The 18,523-nt window shown below is 65.6% G+C and carries 17 protein-coding genes and 1 tRNA gene; 12 read left to right on the top strand and 6 right to left on the bottom strand.

The window, feature by feature from the left end:
* The first annotated feature begins 193 nt into the window (after window positions 1–193).
* The 4 genes from L1787_RS02615 (at window position 194) to L1787_RS02600 (ending at window position 4,952) form a co-directional block, all read left to right on the top strand.
* Window positions 194–2,707, top strand: coding sequence for an ABC transporter transmembrane domain-containing protein (locus L1787_RS02615; RefSeq protein ID WP_235706915.1), 2,514 nt, complete (start codon window positions 194–196; stop codon window positions 2,705–2,707).
* Entirely contained in the window at window positions 2,704–3,162 is a 459-nt protein-coding gene (locus tag L1787_RS02610; protein WP_235706914.1) for a cyclic nucleotide-binding domain-containing protein, read from the top strand. Before L1787_RS02615 ends, L1787_RS02610 begins: the two co-directional genes overlap by 4 nt.
* Window positions 3,155–4,042 (top strand): MBL fold metallo-hydrolase, encoded by an 888-nt coding sequence (locus tag L1787_RS02605; RefSeq protein WP_235706913.1) that lies wholly within the window; start codon window positions 3,155–3,157, stop codon window positions 4,040–4,042. Before L1787_RS02610 ends, L1787_RS02605 begins: the two co-directional genes overlap by 8 nt.
* Window positions 4,043–4,184: 142 nt before the next feature.
* On the top strand, window positions 4,185–4,952 hold the full coding sequence (locus tag L1787_RS02600; protein WP_235706912.1) for an SDR family NAD(P)-dependent oxidoreductase: 768 nt from the start codon (window positions 4,185–4,187) through the stop codon (window positions 4,950–4,952).
* Between the two features lie 27 nt (window positions 4,953–4,979).
* On the opposite strand, the gene L1787_RS26200 is transcribed toward L1787_RS02600, so the two are convergent.
* Window positions 4,980–6,014 carry a lytic transglycosylase domain-containing protein gene (locus L1787_RS26200; protein ID WP_439648255.1) on the bottom strand — a complete coding sequence of 345 codons (1,035 nt, stop codon included), beginning with the start codon at window positions 6,012–6,014 and terminating at the stop codon, window positions 4,980–4,982.
* 451 nt (window positions 6,015–6,465) lie between these two features.
* On the opposite strand from L1787_RS26200, the gene L1787_RS02590 reads away from it, so the two are divergent.
* From L1787_RS02590 to L1787_RS02570, 5 genes are all read left to right on the top strand, one after another.
* Window positions 6,466–7,080 carry a ribonuclease D gene (locus L1787_RS02590; protein WP_235707159.1) on the top strand — a complete coding sequence of 205 codons (615 nt, stop codon included), beginning with the start codon at window positions 6,466–6,468 and terminating at the stop codon, window positions 7,078–7,080.
* On the top strand, window positions 7,077–7,715 hold the full coding sequence (gene lptC, locus L1787_RS02585) for an LPS export ABC transporter periplasmic protein LptC (protein ID WP_235706911.1): 639 nt from the start codon (window positions 7,077–7,079) through the stop codon (window positions 7,713–7,715). The genes L1787_RS02590 and lptC overlap by 4 nt, the downstream gene beginning before the upstream one ends.
* 22 nt (window positions 7,716–7,737) lie before the next feature.
* Entirely contained in the window at window positions 7,738–8,307 is a 570-nt protein-coding gene (locus L1787_RS02580) for an LptA/OstA family protein (protein WP_235706910.1), read from the top strand.
* Window positions 8,308–8,597: 290 nt separating this feature from the next.
* On the top strand, window positions 8,598–10,136 hold the full coding sequence (locus L1787_RS02575; RefSeq protein ID WP_235706909.1) for a 2-isopropylmalate synthase: 1,539 nt from the start codon (window positions 8,598–8,600) through the stop codon (window positions 10,134–10,136).
* 192 nt (window positions 10,137–10,328) lie between these two features.
* Window positions 10,329–10,820, top strand: a complete 492-nt coding sequence (locus L1787_RS02570) for a pyridoxamine 5'-phosphate oxidase family protein (protein ID WP_235706908.1) — start codon at window positions 10,329–10,331, stop codon at window positions 10,818–10,820.
* Between the two features lie 72 nt (window positions 10,821–10,892).
* Here the strand turns inward: L1787_RS02570 and L1787_RS02565 are convergent, their stop codons facing one another.
* The 4 genes from L1787_RS02565 to L1787_RS02550 are packed head-to-tail and all read right to left on the bottom strand — an operon-like array spanning window position 10,893 to window position 13,846.
* Window positions 10,893–11,162, bottom strand: coding sequence for a hypothetical protein (locus L1787_RS02565; protein ID WP_235706907.1), 270 nt, complete (start codon window positions 11,160–11,162; stop codon window positions 10,893–10,895).
* A complete protein-coding gene (locus L1787_RS02560; protein WP_369415048.1) occupies window positions 11,144–12,046 on the bottom strand; it encodes an SDR family oxidoreductase in 903 nt (300 codons plus the stop codon). The genes L1787_RS02565 and L1787_RS02560 overlap by 19 nt, the downstream gene beginning before the upstream one ends.
* On the bottom strand, window positions 12,043–13,176 hold the full coding sequence (gene queG / locus L1787_RS02555; RefSeq protein ID WP_235706906.1) for a tRNA epoxyqueuosine(34) reductase QueG: 1,134 nt from the start codon (window positions 13,174–13,176) through the stop codon (window positions 12,043–12,045). The genes L1787_RS02560 and queG overlap by 4 nt, the downstream gene beginning before the upstream one ends.
* Window positions 13,157–13,846 carry a glutathione S-transferase family protein gene (locus L1787_RS02550; RefSeq protein ID WP_235706905.1) on the bottom strand — a complete coding sequence of 230 codons (690 nt, stop codon included), beginning with the start codon at window positions 13,844–13,846 and terminating at the stop codon, window positions 13,157–13,159. Before L1787_RS02550 ends, queG begins: the two co-directional genes overlap by 20 nt.
* A gap of 106 nt (window positions 13,847–13,952) precedes the next feature.
* On the opposite strand from L1787_RS02550, the gene L1787_RS02545 reads away from it, so the two are divergent.
* Window positions 13,953–14,762: an undecaprenyl-diphosphate phosphatase gene (locus L1787_RS02545; RefSeq protein WP_235706904.1), complete on the top strand. Its 810-nt coding sequence runs from the start codon at window positions 13,953–13,955 to the stop codon at window positions 14,760–14,762.
* A 376-nt stretch (window positions 14,763–15,138) separates the two neighbouring features.
* Here the strand turns inward: L1787_RS02545 and L1787_RS02540 are convergent, their stop codons facing one another.
* Window positions 15,139–16,107, bottom strand: a complete 969-nt coding sequence (locus L1787_RS02540) for a complex I NDUFA9 subunit family protein (RefSeq protein WP_235706903.1) — start codon at window positions 16,105–16,107, stop codon at window positions 15,139–15,141.
* A 262-nt stretch (window positions 16,108–16,369) separates the two neighbouring features.
* Here L1787_RS02540 and L1787_RS02535 point away from each other — a divergent pair.
* Both L1787_RS02535 and L1787_RS02530 read left to right on the top strand, forming a co-directional pair.
* Window positions 16,370–16,454: transfer RNA gene (locus L1787_RS02535), tRNA-Leu, on the top strand.
* 205 nt (window positions 16,455–16,659) lie between these two features.
* Window positions 16,660–18,201, top strand: coding sequence for a tyrosine-type recombinase/integrase (locus L1787_RS02530; protein WP_235706902.1), 1,542 nt, complete (start codon window positions 16,660–16,662; stop codon window positions 18,199–18,201).
* The last annotated feature ends 322 nt before the right edge of the window (window positions 18,202–18,523 follow it).

The raw sequence follows: 18,523 nt of genomic DNA, 5'->3' as shown, positions 1-18,523 counted from the left end.
ATCATGCCGGTGATAACGTCTCGACCCGATGGAACGCACCTTATTCGGCTTCATTTGGCGGTACTCGAAGCGCCAGCAAATCGTCATCCTTGCGATGACGGTTATATCTTTTCCCATCCTCTACATGACTTTGGAACTCCCGAAGTGGATCGTCAATGACGCCATTTCGGGCAGCGACTTTCCAAAGCAGTTTATGGGATACGAACTCGGGCAGATCCCCTACCTGATCGCCTTGTGCTGCGTTTTTCTGGGGCTGGTAATCCTCAACAACGCGGTCAAGTATTTCCTGAACATATACAAAGGCGTGTCCGGCGAGCGTATGCTCCGGCGCCTGCGCTATATGCTCTACAATTACGTCCTTCGCTTTCCGCTTTCTCGGTTCCGCAAGGTCTCCGGGGGCGAGATTATCCCGATGATCACGGCCGAGGTCGAGGACGTCGGCGTGTTCATCGGCGAAGCGATCGCGACACCGGCGTTCCAGGGCGGAACGCTTCTCGTCTACATCGTGTTTATTTTCGCGCAGGATCCGTTCCTCGGCGCGGCGGCGATTTCGCTCTACCCGTTGCAGGCGTACGTGATCCCCAAGCTGCAACGGCGTGTCATCCTCCTGACACGCGACCGGATCAAGAATGTCCGCGTCATTTCCGATCGCATCGCCGAAACCGTGAACGCCGCTGCCGACATTCACGCGAACGACACCTCGCGTTACCATCTCGCAGACCTGTCGGACCGCCTGTTCATCAACTATCGGATCAGACTCGCGATTTTCCGTCGCAAGTTCATGATCAAATTTCTCAACAATTTTCTGAACCAGCTTCCACCGTTCTTCTTCTACTCGGTGGGCGGCATCCTCGTGATTCAGGGGCAGATGACCTTCGGCGCGCTCGTCGCCGTGCTCGCCGCCTACAAGGATCTCGCCTCGCCCTGGAAGGAGCTCTTGAACTGGTATCAGAACCTTGCCAACGTCACGGTTAAATACCAGACGGTGGTTGAGAATTTTGATGTGGACGATGCGATCGCGCACGACAAATTGCAGGGCAGCGATACCGCGTCGATCGAGCTCGAGAACACCGAGATCAAGCTCTCCAATATCAGCGTGAGCTCTGGCGGCAGCGGCCTCGCCGTCGTCGACGTGTCGCTCGAAGCGAAAGACGGCAGCCACATCGCCGTCTATGGGCGGGACGGGTCCGGCCGCACGGAGCTTCTTCTCGCGGCCGCCGGCCTCCTCGAACCCGTTGCCGGGCGAGCGACGTTCGGCGGGCGACGGTTCGAGGAGCTGCCGCACACCGTGGTCTCGCGCTACCTGTCCTATGTCGGCAACGACCCGTTCATCTTCAACGATTCGATCCGCGGCAACGTCATCTACGCCCTCAAGACCAAGCCGCAGACGCGCCTCGACCAGGATGACGCCTCCGACGAAGACATCGCCAAGATCCGCCACAACGAAGCGAGCCTGACCGGCAATTCGCTCCTCGATGTGACCGAGCCCTGGGAGGACTATGAGCGGGCGGGTGTCGAAAGCCCCGCCCAGCTCGACGACCGGCTCCTCCAGCTCTTCTCCCTCGTCGGGCTCGAGGGCGATCTCTACCGGCTCGGCCTCGCCGCCCACCTCGATTCCGACCTCGATTCCGCGTTCGTCGACAAGATCCTCACGGCCCGCGCCGAAGTCGCCCGCCGGGCGGCCGAGGACAAGAACTGGGCCGGCCTCGTCGAGCTGTGGAGCTCAGGCCAATTCAATAACTCCGCGACGCTCGGCGAGAACATCCTCTTCGCCGTGCCGAGCGATCCGACCCGGTCGGTCTGGGACGCGGCGAACGATCCGGTCGTGCGCGGCGCCCTCAAGGACGCCGGCATTCTCGAGATGCTGGTCGAGATGGGCGCGACCGTCGCCGAGACGATGATCGAACTCTTCGCCGATACCGGGGCCGACGCCTCGCTGATCGGCGATCATTCCTTCGTCACCAACGACGAGCTGCCGCTCTTCGAGCAGCGCCTGCGCCGCTATCGCCAGAAGGGCAAGAAGGCCGAGGACGACACCACCAAGAAGAAGAAAAAGATGGGCCTCACCGAGGAGGACATCGCCGCCTTCGTGGGCCTCGCCTTCCGCCTGATCCCCGGCCGTCACCGGATCCTCACCCTCACCGAGGAGCAGGAGAAGAAGCTGATCGCGGCCCGCGCGCCGGTCCACGCGACGCTCGAAGGCAATTCGGCCTACGCCCTCTTCGCAGAAGACGCCTATATCGCGCCGCTCTCGATCGAGGAGAACATCCTCTTCGGCAAGCCGCGCGTCGATCGGCGGGGCGCGTCGGATCGGATCGATGCCTTCCTGCGCGACACCGTCAACGAGCTCGGCCTGCGCGAAGCCATCGCCCGCGCCGGCCTCAATTTCGAGGTCGGCGTCGCCGGCGGGCGCCTGTCGGCGACCCAGCGCCGCCGCATCGGCCTCGTGCGCGCGCTCGTCAAGCGGCCGTCTATTCTCATCTTCGACGCCGTTGCGGACGGGGACCGCGCGTTAATGTCCCGCATTGTGGAAGCTGGGAACGGTCATACTTTGATTGTCGGCACGGCCGATCCGCAGGTCGCGAAGACCCTCGAGACCGTTGCCGTGATGCGGGACGGCCGGTTGGTCGCGACCGGGGGATGGGATAGCGTGCAACAAATCGCCATAGACGGGGCGTCCGTCGACTTAGAGAAGGAGGCATCATGAGCCTCGACAGCGACGCCGCTGCGCTGCGCAAGATTCCGCTCTTTCGCGGCGTCGACGACCAGAAGCTGCGCCTGTTGGCCTTCTTGTCGGAGCGGGTACGGTTCGAAGCGGGAGAGAATATCGTCGTCGAAGGCGACTTCGGCGACACTGCCTATATCATCCTTTCGGGCTCGGCCGACGTCATGGTTTCGAGCCCTCAGGGCGAGCAGCTCGTCGCCACCGTCAAAGAGAACGACTTCGTCGGCGAGATCGCCATTTTGATCGACGTTCCGCGTACCGCGACCGTCCGTGCGACCAACGAGGTCACGGCGCTCGCGGTCAGCAAGGAACATTTCTTCAAGCTCCTGACGAACTTCCCCGACATGGCGGTGGAGGTCATGCGAGCCCTCGCCCACCGATTGGAGCGGACGACACGCGAGTTCTCGCGACTGCGCGCCGCCCTGACCGATGGCTGAGACCGAAGAGGACACCCTCTCCCTCACGATCTGGGGGGTGCGTGGGTCGATCCCGGCGCCGGGACGCGCCACCGTGCGTTATGGCGGCGAGACGACGTGCTTCGAGGTACGCGCCGGGCCGCACACGCTGGTGATCGACTGCGGATCGGGCGCGCGCGCCTGCGGGCGGGCGCTCGCCCGGCGCGGCATCGACCAGCTCGATATTCTCTTTACCCACACGCACATGGACCATATTTGCGGGCTTCCCTTCTTCTGCCTCGCCTATGATCCGACCGTCGAGGTGAACCTGTGGGGCGGGCACCTGCCCGAAGGCTCGACCTTCGAGGAGATCGTCGAGCGGATGATGAGCCCGCCGATCTTCCCGGTCGCGACCTCGGCGCTCAACAACACCTATTTTCGCCGCTTTCACGGGGGCGATCCGATCACGCTCGGATGCGGGCTGACCGTGTCCTCCACCCGCCTCAATCATCCCGGAAATTGCTGCGGCTATCGCATCGACTGGCGTGGATCCTCCATCGCCATCATCACCGATCACGAGCACGGCAATCCGAAGATGGACGCCGCGGTTGCCGCGTTCGTCGCCGGGGTCGACGTGATGATCTACGATGCGATGTATCTCGACACCGAGTATCCGCGCTTCGTCGGCTGGGGCCATTCCACGCCGACACACGCTTTGGCGCTTGCCGCGAAGGCCGGCGTCACGATGCCGGTAATCTTCCACCACGATCCCGACCGGACCGACGACGCGCTCGACGCGCTGCGCGCCGACCTCGTGCGCCAGATGCCGACCGCCGAAGTCGCGCGCGAGCGGATGACGATCACGCTGCGCAATGGCGAGCGCATCGACGCGCCAGAAGCCGCCTTCGCCGCCCCCGCCTGACGCGCGGCGCCTCCCTCTCGACACCGACGCCGATCTCGGCCAAGCAGACGGACCGGCCATCCCGCACTGTGCCAGGGGATGAGGCGCGAACGTTCAACATCCGGCCGCCCGCGCGCCGGGTGCACGAGGGAGATCGAGAGCGATGAAACTCACCCAATCCCCCGCCGCCGTCGTCACCGGCGGCGCTTCGGGCCTCGGCGCCGCGACCGCCCGGCGCCTCGCCGCGGACGGCGCCAAGGTGGCGATCTTCGACATGTCTGACGAGGCCGGCAAGGCCGTCGCGGATGAGATCGGCGGCATCTACGCCCACGTCGACGTAACCAGCGAAGACAGCCTGAAGGCGGGGTTCGAGGCCGCCCGCGCCGCTCACGGGCAAGAGCGCATCCTCGTCAATTGCGCCGGCATCGCGCCCGTCGCGAAGACCGTGTCGCGCGGCGCCGCCCATCCGTTCGACATGTTCGCCAAGGTGATCGACGTGAACCTCGTCGGCACCTTCCGCGCATCGGCCATCGCGGCGCTCGGCATGTCGGCGACCGAGCCGATGACCGAGGACGGCGAACGCGGCGTCATCGTCTCGACCGCATCGGTCGCCGCCTATGACGGGCAGATCGGCCAGGCCGCCTATGCCGCCTCGAAAGGCGGCGTCGCCGCCCTCACCCTGCCGCTGGCGCGCGACCTCTCCCAATACGGGATCCGGGTGATGACGATCGCCCCCGGCATTTTCGAGACGCCGATGATGATCGGGCTCGGTGAGAAGGTGGTCAACTCGCTGGGCGAGCAGGTGCCGTTCCCCAAGCGCCTCGGCCGTCCGTCCGAATATGCCGATCTTGTCGTGGCGATCGTCGAGAATCCGCTTCTCAACGGTGAGGTGATCCGCCTCGATGGCGCGATCCGCATGGCACCCCGCTAAGACGAAAAACGGCGGCCTCCGTGGCGCTCAGCCGTTCTTGACCACCACGCACGGGACGAGCGACTGCGCCACCCGGCGACACAGCGCGGCCGCCTCCGCCCGGCTCGATGCGGCGAATTGGACCGCGTGGATCGGCCGGCGACCGCGGGCCGCGAAGCGCCGCACGACGATATTCGGGCCCTTGTCGGCGAGATCGCGCGGGAGGCGCGCCTTGATCCGCGCATATTGGCGAAGCGCGATCGCCCGCTGCGGGTGGCCGGCGACCTGAGCGCCCCACGGCGTCCATCCGGTCGAGGTGCCGGACGGCGGCGGCACCGACCGCGCACGCCCGAGTCGGGCGACGAGCTGGCGACAGTTGATCTCGGGCTCATAATCCGGCCGCGGCGGAGGCGGCTGCGGCACCCGCATCGGGGAGCGCAGCGCCGCGATGGGCGGCCCCTCCGCGACGCGCTCGACCGCGGCGCGGGCCGATGCGAGCGCCGCGGCGATCTCGTCCGGCTTCGCCGCCTTGCCGCTCACGCTCTCCCGCTGTGCGAGCCGGTTCGCGGCGATCGAGATCGCGAGCGCCCAATAGGTGCGCTCCCGGCTCGCCGGCCGGATCGGCGCCCTCTCCGCGAGCGCCATCGCGAGATCGATCTCCGTCGGCGTCGGCTGCGCCACGCGGACGATCGTCGGAGCGTTCGACGACGGTTGCTCCACCGCGGAGAGGCCGCTCGCCGCCCGCTCCGCCGCCGTCCGGGCTCGGCCCGCCCAATAGTCCGCGGACCGGCCGGTGATCGAAAAGACGTAGTCGATCGTCTCGTATGGTAAACCGCCCTCACCGGCGACGAAGCGCGGCACCCGGTTCGGCCCGCCATTATAGCCGGCCGCGGCGAGCCCCCACGAGCCGAACCGATGCCGCAGATCGGCGAGGAAAGACGCCGAAGCCTCCAGCGCCTGCTCGGGATCGAACGGATCCTTGAGCCCCCTGATGCGCGCGGTGCCCGGCATGAATTGTGCAATACCCTGGGCGCCGACAGGGCTCACCGCGCCGGGATTGAAGCGACTTTCCTTCCAAATCAATCGAATAAAGAAGTCCAAAGGCACCGAATGTTTCGCCGCCGCGGTCGTCATGAGACCACACAATGCAGCGACATCCTTGCGATCGTCCTCCTCCGTCGCTACCTCCCCCTTCGCCGGCTCGCCGGACGGCGTCTCGCACGCCGTGAGATCGGGTTCGCAGGAGTCACCATCGCGCGCAAAGGAAGGACCGATGCTGAAAGCCAGCATCAGCCCGGCAAAGACTGTGATCGCAGCGACACGTCGGCTCACAAAACCGTCGAACTCGCCTCGCCTTCGAAGCATACGCCACTCCACGTTGCCCTTCCCGCAACCCCTGCCAAACCAGATTAAGAATAAGGTTCTTAAAGTCCGGCCGCCGAGGGCCTCCATGCACCTCGGCGCCCGCAAAGCATTGTCAAGCCCTCATGCGATCGCCATGACAGGGGCCATGAACGTGAAAGACGAGGATAGGGTGACGATCAGGCTCCACCAAGGGGATTTGCCGCGGCCCGTGCAGGGCGTGACCGCGATGGCCGTCGATACCGAGGCGATGGGCCTCAATCACGGGCGGGATCGCTTGTGTCTCGTGCAGATGTCGAGCGGCGACGGGACGGTGGACCTCGTGCAGATCGATCGCGGGCAGACCGAGGCGCCGAACCTCACGGCGATGCTCGCCGACCCGTCGATCCAGAAGATCTTCCATTTTGGCCGCTTCGATATGGGCCTCTTGATGGCGACCTTCGGGGTCATGCCGGCGCCGATTTATTGCACCAAGATCGCCTCGAAGCTCGTCCGCACCTACACCGACCGGCACGGCCTGCGGGATCTCGCGCGCGAACTCGTCGGCGAGGAGATCTCCAAGCAGCAGCAAAGCTCCGACTGGGGCGCACCGACCCTCACCGACGCGCAGAAGGCCTACGCCGCCTCCGACGTTCTCTTTCTCCACCGGATCCGCGACGTGCTGAACACGATGCTCGCCCGCGAAGAGCGGACCGACCTCGCCGCGGCGCTGTTCGCCTTCCTGCCGACGCGGGTCGAGCTCGACCTCGCGGGCTGGCCCGAAGAGGACATCTTCGCCCACTCATGACCGACGCCGCCGCCACCTATCCCGGAATCGCCGACACCCGTCGGATCGAGCAGAATCGGGCCCGCCGTCATACGCGGCGGGTGAAGCGGCTCCGCGTCCTGTTGCCAATCGTCAGCGGGATCATCGTGCTCGGCCTCGCCGGCGCCGCGATCATCCCGAAGCTCGTGCCGCTGTCGATGCTCGCCGGGCTGAGCCTCACCTCCGACGGGCTCGTGATGAACGAGCCGCGCCTGTCCGGCCATCTCGGCGAGGGGCGGCGCTATGAGGTGGTCGCCGAGCGGGCGGTGCAGAGCCTCCTCACCCCGTCGCGCCTCAGCCTCGAGGCGTTGAACGTCAACCTCGACATGGGCGACGGGCAGACCGTCAACATTCACGGCGACATCGCCAAATACGATACGGGGACGGAGATCCTCGAACTGTCCGAGGGGGTGTCGATCAACTCCTCCGACGGCAACCACGCCAAGCTCGACAACGCCACGGTCCATCTCAGCGAGGGACGCGTCGAAGGCGAAGGCGGCATCGATATCGACTCGCCGCGCGGACGCATCCGCGCCGGCCGCATCGACGTAACCGACGGTGGCGGCTTGATCCGGTTCACGGGCGGCGTTTCCATAACCATCAACCCCGCGCCCTAGCGAGTTCCACGGAGACCCGCCCATGCTCCTGCCCATCATCCGCGCCGGCCTCGCCGCCCTTCTTCTGGGCGCCGCAGCGGGCACCGCCGCGGCCCAGACGCTGCAGACGGGATTCGCCGATTTCGGATCCGACCAATCGACGCCCATCGAAATCGAGGCCGACGAGCTCGAGGTGCAGGACCGCAACAACGTCGCCGTCTTCACCGGCAACGTGACGGTGAAGCAGAACGATGCGGCGCTCCAGACCGCGCGCCTCGTCGTCCATTACGCGCAGGCCGCCCTCACCGCCGAGGCGGCGCGCGGCTCGAACGCGCCGGCGACCAACCAGAACCAGCGCATCTCGAAGCTCGAAGCGACCGGCAACGTGCTTCTGACCACGAACGGTCAGGCCGCGACGGGCGACACCGGAATCGTCAATTTCGACTCGCGGACGCTGGCGCTGAACGGCAACGTCACCCTCACGCAAGACAACAACGTGATCACCGGCGACACCATCACCGTCGACCTCAACACCGGGATCGCGCGGGTGGAATCGAAATCGCGCGTCCGCGTGCTCCTGACGCCGGGCGGGCAGCAGCCGGCCGAAAACTGATCGGCCGGAAACCGATCGCTCACGCGCCAGGGCGAAAAAGCACTCGGTGCGCGCATTGACGCTGGCCAAATGCGCGCCACCATTGTACAAGAACGCGCCATGATGACGCCCGAGTCCCATAACAGCGCACGCGCACCGGCCCTTTCCGCCGGCGTGATGCCGCTCGGCCTTCTCCTTCTCCTTACTAGCCCCTGAGCGTCGGCGGCCCGGCAGACGGGCGCACGTTCAGGGGATGATCGAACCGAAACGAACCGATCATGCGGCCAACCGCCGCCATCAAGGACGAAGCCATGAGCGACCACATCATCATCTTCGACACCACCCTGCGCGACGGTGAGCAGAGCCCCGGCGCATCGATGACGCTGGACGAGAAGGTCCAAATCGCCACGCTGCTCGACGAAATGGGCGTCGACGTCATCGAAGCCGGCTTCCCGATCGCCTCCGAAGGCGACTTCGAGGCGGTCTCCGAGATCGCCCGTCAGGTGGAGAACAGCGTCGTCGCCGGCCTCGCCCGCGCGATCCCGGCCGATATCGACCGCGCCGGCGAAGCCGTGCGGCACGCCAAGCGCCCCCGCATCCACACCTTCGTATCGACCTCGCCGATCCATCTGGAACACCAGATGAAGAAGAGCGAGGAGCAGGTCCTCGAGATCATCGACGCCACCGTCCGACAGGCGCGCAATCTGTGCGACAATGTCGAATGGTCGGCGATGGACGCGACGCGCACCCCGCTCGACTATCTGGTCAAATGCGTCGACGCCGCGATCCGCGCGGGCGCCACCACCATCAATCTGCCGGATACCGTCGGCTACTGCGTCCCGTCCGAGTATCGGGCGATGTTCGAGCATGTCCGCAATCACGTCGCCGACGCCGACCAGGCGATTTTCTCGGTGCACTGCCACAACGATCTCGGCATGGCGGTCGCGAACTCGCTCGCCGGCGTCGAAGGCGGCGCCCGACAGGTAGAGTGCACGATCAACGGTCTCGGCGAACGGGCGGGCAATGCGGCGCTCGAAGAGATCGTGATGGCGATCCGCACCCGCGGCGACGTGCTGCCCTACTCCACCCGGATCGAGACCACCCAGCTCACGCGTGCCTCCAAGCTCGTCGCGATGGCCTCCGGTTTCTCGGTTCAGTACAACAAGGCGATCGTCGGCAAGAACGCGTTCGCGCACGAGAGCGGCATCCACCAGGACGGGATGCTGAAGCACGCCGAAACCTACGAGATCATGCGCCCCGAGGATGTCGGCGTGCGCGCGACCTCGCTGATCATGGGCAAGCATTCCGGCCGCCACGCCTTCAAGCAGAAGCTCGCGGAGCTGGGCTTCGAGATCGGCGACAACGCCCTGCAGGACGCGTTCCGCCGCTTCAAGGAGCTCGCCGACCGCAAGAAGCACGTCTATGACGAGGACATCGAGGCCCTGATCGAGGACCACATCACCGAGGAGAACGAGCTCGCTCGCGTGATGAGCCTCACGGTGATCGCCGGCACCGGCGGCCCGCAAAAGGCGATCCTCGTGATGGACATGGGCGGGCGCCACGTCACCCAGGAGGCGACGGGATCGGGTCCGGTCGATGCCGTCTTCAATGCGGTGAAGAAGATCATGCCGCACGAGGCGAAGCTGTCCCTCTATCAGGTCCACGCCGTGACCGAGGGAACCGACGCACAGGCCGAAGTCTCGGTCCGCCTCGAGCAGAATGGCCGCATCGAATCGGGCCGCGGCGCGGATGTCGACACGCTGGTCGCCTCGGCGAAGGCCTATGTCGCAGCGGTGAACAAGCTGATGGCCCGCAAGCGGATCCACGCCCAAGGTGTGAACGCGGCGTAAGCCCCGCTCCCGCCCCTCCCCCGAGGGGCGCCACGGCTCGGACGCAGAACGAGGCCGCCGCGCGCGGCCCCGTACTCCACGAGCCGAGCGCACGGCCCGCGCTCCGGGTCAGGCCGACACACTCCTTGAGACTCGCCGGAAACATATTTTGCCGGCGGCGCGTTCTCTCCCAGAATGCCAAAGGAGTTTCCCATGGCCACCGAAATGGACCTGAAGGAAAAGTTCTGGGACGAGCTCGACGAGAGCCCCTTCGTCATGCTGGGGCTCGCCGGTGTCGACGAGGCCCACACCCAGCCGATGACGGCGCAGTTCGACGATGACCTGCCGAACCGCATCTGGTTCTATACGAACCGCCAGAATCGGCTCGTCCGTGCGCTCGCCACGAGCCACGACGCGATCCTCAACTTTTCATCCAAGGGGCACCACCTGTTCGCCTCGGTGCACGGCACGCTGACGCTCGACAACGATCCGGCGATCATCGACAAGTTCTGGTCGCCCATCGTCTCGGCCTGGTACGACAAGGGGCGCGAGGATCCCGATCTCGCAATGTTGCGCTTCGATCCGGGCCGCGCCGAATTGTGGCGCGCCGAGAAGGGCGACTTCATCGCGATGATGGCGTCGAGCATCTTTCGCGGCAACGCCGACGAGGCGGCCCGCGCCCGCGTCGCCAAGACCCACTTCTGACGACCGGCAACATCAAGAACGCCGCCCGCTCCCGAAAAGCCGGTCGCGGGCGGTAGCCGGTCGCCGGGCCCGCTAGCGGGTCGGCGTGACGATGGGCGGCTGGCGCAGGATCGGCGGTGAGTTCAGCCGCTGGTTCGTGTCGAGATTTTGGATCCGCGTGTCGATATCGCGGTCTCTCTGCCGCGCCTCGAAGTCCCGCGTCCGGCTCGAATTATCGAGCTGACGCTGGGACTGCTGGAGCTGCATCCGGTTCTGATATTGATCATAGGATTGCGCCGCCACGGGGCCGATGCCGAGCATCGTTCCGGTGAGCGCAATCGCGATCAGCCGTGCTCGCGCCATAATCCACTCTCCCACAACGCTTCGAGGCCTTCCCGATATGTGGGGTAGCGCAGGCGCACGCCCAACTCCGAGCGGATGCGACGGTTGGAGATCCGCTTCACCTCGCCATAGAAAGAGCGCGCCATGGGGGAGAGGTCGGCCTCGTCGAACGCGATCTCCGGCGGCGGCTCGGTGCCCATCAGCTCGGCGGCGTAGGTGATCACGTCCTGTGGTGGCGCGGGCTCGTCGTCCGCGACATTGTACACGCGGTGCGCCGGCCGCCCCACTGCCGCCACCAATGTCTGCGCGATGTCCTCGACATGGATGCGATTGAACACCTGGCCGGGCTTGATGATCCGACGCGCCTTGCCCGCCGCGAGATTGACGAACGCATTGCGCCCCGGCCCATAAATGCCGGCGAGCCGGAAGATACCGACCGGCACGTCGAGCCGGCGGCCGAGAGCGGACCATGCGGCCTCCGCCTCGAGACGCCAGACGCCGCGATCGGCCGTCGGATGGCACAGCGCCCGCTCGTCGACTTCCTCGCCGCGATGGTCGCCATAAACGCCGACCGTCGACAGATAGCCGATCCATTGAAGGCTCTCGGCGTGGGCGATGTCGCGCTCGAAGAGGTGGAGGAAGGGGTCCCCGTCCGCCTCCGGCCCGGCCGAGACGACGATGTGCGTCGCCTCCCGCAGCGCCTCGGAGAGGGTCTCGCTGCTGCCGCCATCGAACACCACCGAACGGATGCCCCTTCGGTGCAGATCGTCGGCGCGCTGCACCGATCGCGTCGTGCCGACGACGCTGTCGGGTCGGACCACGCGGATGAACGTGCGGGCCGAATAGCCGCACCCGAGCGCCACGAGGCGCATGTCCTGCCTGTCGTCATGCCGGCTCTCGCTCACGCCAGCCACTCCGCCCTCACCATCGGATCCTCTTCCTCGCCGAGCCGTCGCACCCGCGCATCGGCGAATCGTTCTTCGGTCATCAATCGTCCGGCCGCCCAGGCGGCCGCTGCTCTCACTTGCGGCGCCGCGTCGGCGAGCCGCTCCTCCACCACGTCCATCAGCCGCGCCTCCCCGGCGTTGCCTATCGCAATCATCACATTGCGCACGAACCGCTCGCGCCCGATGCGCTTGACCGGTGTCCCCGCATACCGCGTGCGGAAGGCCGCGTCATCGAGCCGCGCGAGATCGCGCAATCGCGGCCGCTCCGCCGCCTCGTCCCCCGCGAGCTTGGCATCCGAGGCCGCGTGAGCGAAGCGGTTCCACGGACACACGGCGAGGCAGTCGTCGCAGCCGAAGATGCGATTTCCCATCGCCGGCCGCAAAGCCCGCGGGATCATCCCCTTCGCCTCAACCGTCCAATAAGCGAGACAGCGCCGCGCATCGAGCGCATAAGGGGCGGGAAAGGCGTCCGTCGGACAGACGTCGAGGCAACGCCGGCAGGAGCCGCAATGGTCGCTCTCCCCCTCGTCCGGCGGCAGATCGAGGGTGGTGAACACCGCCCCCAGAAAGAGCCACGAGCCGTGCCGGCGGGAGACGAGATTGGTGTGCTTGCCCTGCCAACCGATCCCGGCGAGTTGGGCGAGCGGCTTCTCCATCACCGGCGCGGTGTCGACGAACACCTTGATGTCCCCGCCGAAGCGGGAGACGAAGCGCTGGGCGAGGGTCTTCATGCGCCCCTTCATGACGTCATGATAATCCCGCCCCCGTGCATAGACGGAGATAAGGCCCCGATCGGTCTCGGCGAGTCCTTTGAGGGGATCGGTGCGCGGTCCGTAATTCATACCGAGCATGATGATGGAGCTGACGTCCGGCCACAGCGCCTTCGGATGGCCGCGCCGCTCGGCCGTTTCGGCGAGCCAGTCCATGTCGCCATGGTGGCCGTGGGCGAGCGCGTCGGCGAGCCGCTCGGACAGCGCCGCGCCGACGGCGTCCGCGGCGAGGATCCGCGCATCGTCGAAGCCCGCCCGCCCCGCCTCGGCGAGGATGAATTGCCTGGCCTTCTGTCCGTCAGAAGTCGAGATCGGCATAATGGGCGGCCGGCTTCACGAGCCGTGCCATGTCCCCGAGCAGCGGACGAAATGCGGGGCGCGATTTCAGCTTCTGATACCACGCCTTCACGGCCGGATCGGCATCCCACGGCACCTCGCCGAGATAATCGACGACCGACAGCGCCGATGCCGCCGCGAGATCGGCGAAGGACAGTGTGTCCCCCGCCATCCAGTTTCGCGACGCGGTGAGGACGCCGAGATAATGCATGTGACCGACGATATTCTGCCGCGCGGCCCTCAGCGCCGCCGAATCGGGCGCGCCGCCGCCATGCTTGGCCGGAATTTCGATCTTGAGGATCCGCTCGGTCACGAACGGGCCGGAGACCTCCTCCTCGAACTTCACGAGGAACCACTCGACGAGGCGGCGCACCTCGGCCCGCTGGAGCGGGCCCGGCGGCATCAGGCTGTGACCCGGCCGGGTCGCGCCATATCGCTCGCTCAGATACTCCATGAGGACGCTCGCGCCGATCAGCGGCCCGCGATCGCCGTCATAGGCCATCGGCAGAGTGAGGCCGGGATTGACGGCCGTGAAGTCCGGCCGGGCTTCCCAAAAGGGCTCCGCCACGAGGTCGACATCGAGCGAGTGCTCCGCCAAAGCGAGGCGGATGAAGCGACACGGAGCGAGGAAGGGGTGGTGATGGACGATCATACCTGCGCCTAACGCTGAACTAACCAACTGGCACGCATTTCGCGATCAGGCGCTGACGCGCACCAGGCGATATAGCGGGCGAAACGCAACAAATGAAGGGTGGTCAATGGAACCCGAAACCATCGTGTCGGCCGTCATTCTCGGCATTGTCGAGGGGCTGACGGAGTTTATTCCCGTATCGTCCACGGGGCACATCCTGCTCTTGGGCCATTTTCTCGGGTTCGATTCATCGGGCAAAACGTTCGAAGTCCTCATCCAGCTCGGCGCGATCTGCGCGATTCTGGCAGTCTACACCAACCGCCTCACCACGATCGTTCTCGCGACGCCGCACGATCCGGCCGCGCGCCGCTTTGTCGCCGGCATCGTCGTCGCCTTCTTACCGGCCGCCTTCGCGGGCGTCATGCTCCACGGCTTCATCAAAGAGGTCTTGTATGAAAGTCCCTCGCTGATTTGCACGACGCTCATCCTGGGCGGCATCGTGCTGTTGTGGATCGACCGGCGCGCGTCGCCCGAGCCGCGCTATACCAACGCGACGCAATATCCCGTCTGGCTCGCCTTTGCGATCGGCTGTTGCCAGATGCTGGCGCTGGTGCCGGGCGTCTCGCGCTCGGGCGCGACGATCGGCGGCGCTCTCCTGTTCGGCACCGACAAGCGCTCGGCCGCTGAATTCTCGTTCTTCCTCGCCCTTCCGACGATGGGCGGCGCCTTCGTGTACGATCTCTATGTCAACCGCAACCAGCTCTCCGTCGACGATGCGGTGATTATCACGATCGGCTTCGTCACCGCTTTTTTCGCCGCCCTCCTCGTGGTGCGCACCCTGCTCGATTTCGTCTCGCGGCACGGCTTCACGCCCTTCGCGTGGTGGCGCATCGTGGTCGGCGTTCTCGGCCTCGCACTCCTCCATTATTCGGGCTGACCCTCGCCGCGAAGGACGGCTCCACACCGTCCGCACGCCACAGAGGCCGGACGACAGCGGCCGCGCGATCAAAGGGCCGGACGACACCGGCCCGCCTCACGGTCCGACCGCCCCGCCGCACCGCATCGTCGCGCGCCGCGCTCCATCGGCGCCACTTTGCGAGGAAGCCGGTTCATCCGCCCCTCGCTTTGGTGTCGGCTCGTCCCTCGCGCTCGCGCGCCCGGTCCGGCAGGAGGCCGTCTTGAACCAGCCTCGCACAGGAGAGCTGCGAGGCGACGCTGAGACGCCGTCAGATGCGCGTACGTTCCCGCCGCATCGGCGGGAGCGCATCCCACCGCTCGGGCAGAGACGCGCGCCCACGTCGCCGAGAGGCGCTCTAGGCGGCGCTTCCGGGTTCGGCGAACTGGCCACCCCGGCGATAGGTCCACAGATAGGTCGGCAGGATCGCCGCGAGGCTGTGCGGGCCGATCCCGGCAGCGGCGAACGTGCGCCCCTCTTCGATCGCGGCATCGGACACCACATTGTCCGACTTCAGCATCTCGACCTGATCGGTCGTCAACGGCGCATTCGGCATCAGTTCCAAGAACTTGGCGTTGAAGCGCGCGAGACCGAAGGGCAGCGACACGATCTTCCGCTTATGATGCGTGATCTCGAGCATCAACTCCATCAGCGCCCGCATCGATTTGATGTCGGGCCCGCCGAGCTCGTACGTGCCGGCGGCGACGCGCCCCTCCACCGCGGCCGCGGAGAACGCCCCGACATCGGCGACATAAACCGGCTGGAACCGGGTTTCCTCCCCGACGATCGGCAGGATCGGCGAAATCTGCGCCATCCGGGCGAAGCGGTTGAAGAACGTATCCTCCGGCCCGAACACGATCGACGGACGCAGGATCGTCGCGCCCGGCATCACAGCGCGCACGGCGTCCTCACCGGCGGCTTTGGTGCGGGCATATTCGGACGAGGCGTTCGCGTCCGCGCCGAGCGCCGACATGTGGACGAGCCGTTCGATCCCAGCGTCCCGCGTCGCCTCGGCGACGAGCCGCGCACCCTCGGCGTGGACGCCTTCGAAGGTCTGCTTGCGCGACTGGGCGAGGATGCCGACGAAATTCACGACCGCATCGGCGTTGGCGACCGCGGCGCGCACGCTATGCGCATCACGGACATTGGCCTGGATCGGCTGGATCTGACCGACCGTGCCCATGGGCTGAAGGTGTCCGACGAGATCGGGACGGCGGACCGCGACGCGAATGCGCCAGCCGCTCCGCGCCAATGCGCGGATGAGATACCGCCCGACAAAGCCCGATCCGCCGAAGACCGTGACGAGCTTGGATGGATTGCGCTCCATTGTGCCTCTCACTCAGATCCCGAACGGGGCCGGCCGCGCGCTGCCGGCGCGCACCACGCCGACGGCCTTCGCCCGCCGTTCCCCACCCGGCCGCCAATGCGCCGGGTGACTTGCCCCGAGGTTTCGCGACCGCTCCACATCGTTGTGTTCCTTAGAAGCGTTATTGGCTTCGCGGCGCAAGGGCAACGACGCAAACGGATTGGGACGATTGAGCGTTGACTTTCCCTCCCGAACCCTCTACCTCGCGGCTTCCGATGGCCGCGCCCAGATGGCGGAATTGGTAGACGCGCACGGTTCAGGTCCGTGTGCCGCAAGGCGTGGAGGTTCGAGTCCTCTTCTGGGCACCATTCCCGGCCGATCCGGCCGGGATGTCTGATCGCCAAGGTTTCCGCGGAGTTTTTGGGGACTACCTGCTACACACAGGTACCCACACATGCCCCTCCGCATGCCGTCACCCATGAGGCGACCGCAGTCCTCCGTCTTCCAGTTCCGCCGACGAATCCCTCGCGACATCGTCGAGAAGGCGCGCGCGGGCAGACGATCTCCGTTCTCGTGGGGGATCGGACGGTCCAGAAGGTTATCGGTGCCAAGGCAACCGAGATTGGCTTTTCCTTCGACACCCGTGACCCCAGGGAGGCCAAGGCCCGAGAAGCGGCCGCCCTCGCCCACCTCGACAAGACGTGGGAGGCAATGCGCCAAGGGCCGAAGCGTCTGACGAAACGCGAGGCCGTGGCACTCTCCGGCGAACTCTATCGTGAATGGATGGACATCTCGGGTGATGACCCAGGAGACGCCGAGGTGTGGCAGCGGTTCAGCGAGGTGAACGCAAGCGCGCGGGCGGGTGAGATCGGCGCTGCCGAGTTCATGATCGGCGAAGATACCAAGCGGCGCCGTTCCATGGAGGCTCGCTTCGGAGAGTGGGCAGACCTTCTCCTCGCTCGCCACAGTCTAGTCGTGGATGAAGCGTCTCGACAGCTCCCCATCGCCGACGTGGCAAAGGCCATGGAGCAATTCGGTGAGGAGCTGCAGCGGCATGCCGAGGGCGACTTCAGGCCCGATCCCGATGCAGATCGCTTCCCATCGATGCCTGCAGAGGCTGTCTCGACCGGTAAGAAGGAGAGACCGTCTCACTCTACCCTAACGTTTGACGAACTGATCAATGCTCGATGGGCTGAGGCCCAAGCGACCGGTGGCTCGCGGAGCACGCTGAGCGCCTGGAGGACGAGCTTCCAACACCTGGCGACTTTCCTTGGACACGACGACGCACAACAGGTCACGCGCGCGGACATACTCGCCTACAAGGACCATCGACTCTCCCAGGGCGTGTCGGTGAAAACCGTCAAGGGCAGCGATCTGTCCAGCTTCAAATCCGTCTTCGGCTGGGCTGTCGAGAACGATCGACTGCCCTCGAACCCTGCCGAGGGGGTGACGATCCGGGTGGGGCGTGGCGACCGGAAGGACCAGAGTCGCCTCAAGGGCTTTACCGACGCTGAGGTTCTGGCGATCCTTAAAGAGGCCAGCACCCATGAGCCTTCCCGTACGGAGAAGCCGAAGACCACTGCGGCTCGCCAGTGGGTCCCTTGGATTCTCGCCCTCACCGGGGCACGGGTTGGCGAGATCGTGCAACTTCGCAAGGAGGATGTGTTTGAGCAGTCGGGTCGCTGGGTAATCCGGATCACACCTGAGGCGGGGAATGTGAAGACCGGGCAAACTCGGCTGGTCCCCCTCCACCGGCAGATCGTCGAGCGTGGCTTCTTGGGCTTCGTCGCAGGATCGGCAGACGGGCATCTGTTCGTAACCCCAGACCCCTCGGACCCCCATGGCGCCCTCAAGGGCCTCACGAACCGCCTGAGACGCATCATGCGGGAGGTCGTGCCGGACGAGAACGTCCAGCCGTTCCACGCGTGGCACCATCGCTTCACGACGCTCGCACGCGAGCTTGGCTGTGACGACGCCATGGTTCGGGCAGTTGTCGGCCATGCAGGGCGCGACGTTCACGACCGCTATGGCGACCATACCATCGCAGCAATGGCCCGGGTGATCGACGCTGTGCCGCTAATCAACCTCGACGAAGCAAACAACGGAAGAAGCTAATCTGGACGACCTGATAGAATTGAGAAAGCAGGACGCAGCCACCGAGATATCATGACCGCGAGCTTATTTTCATAGATTCTCCGCAAACCAAGATTCATTCGTCGCGCCCGTCCGCATCCATCGCCTTAGGCTAAGCGATGACGTCGTCGAGGATTAACTTGAGAGAATCAGGAAACTCCCCTCGGTCGAATGGCACACACCGAATAGTTGTTTCACGGTAGAAATATTGATATACCTCATAGTGATTTTTGAAGATCTCAACTTCGATTGTATTTCGCTCCAACGCCCACCCTAATCGTATTGTGGGCCAGTACCCCTCAGA

The organism is Acuticoccus kalidii (assembly GCF_021556395.1).
Lineage (GTDB): Bacteria > Pseudomonadota > Alphaproteobacteria > Rhizobiales > Amorphaceae > Acuticoccus > Acuticoccus kalidii.
This window is presented reverse-complemented; position numbering and strand designations above follow the sequence as displayed.

Excerpts from the sequence above, each read along its gene's own strand:
- L1787_RS02615 (WP_235706915.1), top strand. The coding sequence starts at position 194 with ATGGGATACGAACTCGGGCAGATCCCCTACCTGATCGCCTTGTGCTGC.
- L1787_RS02610 (WP_235706914.1), top strand. The coding sequence starts at position 2,704 with ATGAGCCTCGACAGCGACGCCGCTGCGCTGCGCAAGATTCCGCTCTTT.
- L1787_RS02605 (WP_235706913.1), top strand. The coding sequence starts at position 3,155 with ATGGCTGAGACCGAAGAGGACACCCTCTCCCTCACGATCTGGGGGGTG.
- L1787_RS02600 (WP_235706912.1), top strand. The coding sequence starts at position 4,185 with ATGAAACTCACCCAATCCCCCGCCGCCGTCGTCACCGGCGGCGCTTCG.
- lptC (WP_235706911.1), top strand. The coding sequence starts at position 7,077 with ATGACCGACGCCGCCGCCACCTATCCCGGAATCGCCGACACCCGTCGG.
- L1787_RS02580 (WP_235706910.1), top strand. The coding sequence starts at position 7,738 with ATGCTCCTGCCCATCATCCGCGCCGGCCTCGCCGCCCTTCTTCTGGGC.
- L1787_RS02575 (WP_235706909.1), top strand. The coding sequence starts at position 8,598 with ATGAGCGACCACATCATCATCTTCGACACCACCCTGCGCGACGGTGAG.
- L1787_RS02570 (WP_235706908.1), top strand. The coding sequence starts at position 10,329 with ATGGCCACCGAAATGGACCTGAAGGAAAAGTTCTGGGACGAGCTCGAC.
- L1787_RS02565 (WP_235706907.1), bottom strand. The coding sequence starts at position 11,162 with ATGGCGCGAGCACGGCTGATCGCGATTGCGCTCACCGGAACGATGCTC.
- queG (WP_235706906.1), bottom strand. The coding sequence starts at position 13,176 with ATGCCGATCTCGACTTCTGACGGACAGAAGGCCAGGCAATTCATCCTC.
- L1787_RS02550 (WP_235706905.1), bottom strand. The coding sequence starts at position 13,846 with ATGATCGTCCATCACCACCCCTTCCTCGCTCCGTGTCGCTTCATCCGC.
- L1787_RS02545 (WP_235706904.1), top strand. The coding sequence starts at position 13,953 with ATGGAACCCGAAACCATCGTGTCGGCCGTCATTCTCGGCATTGTCGAG.
- L1787_RS02540 (WP_235706903.1), bottom strand. The coding sequence starts at position 16,107 with ATGGAGCGCAATCCATCCAAGCTCGTCACGGTCTTCGGCGGATCGGGC.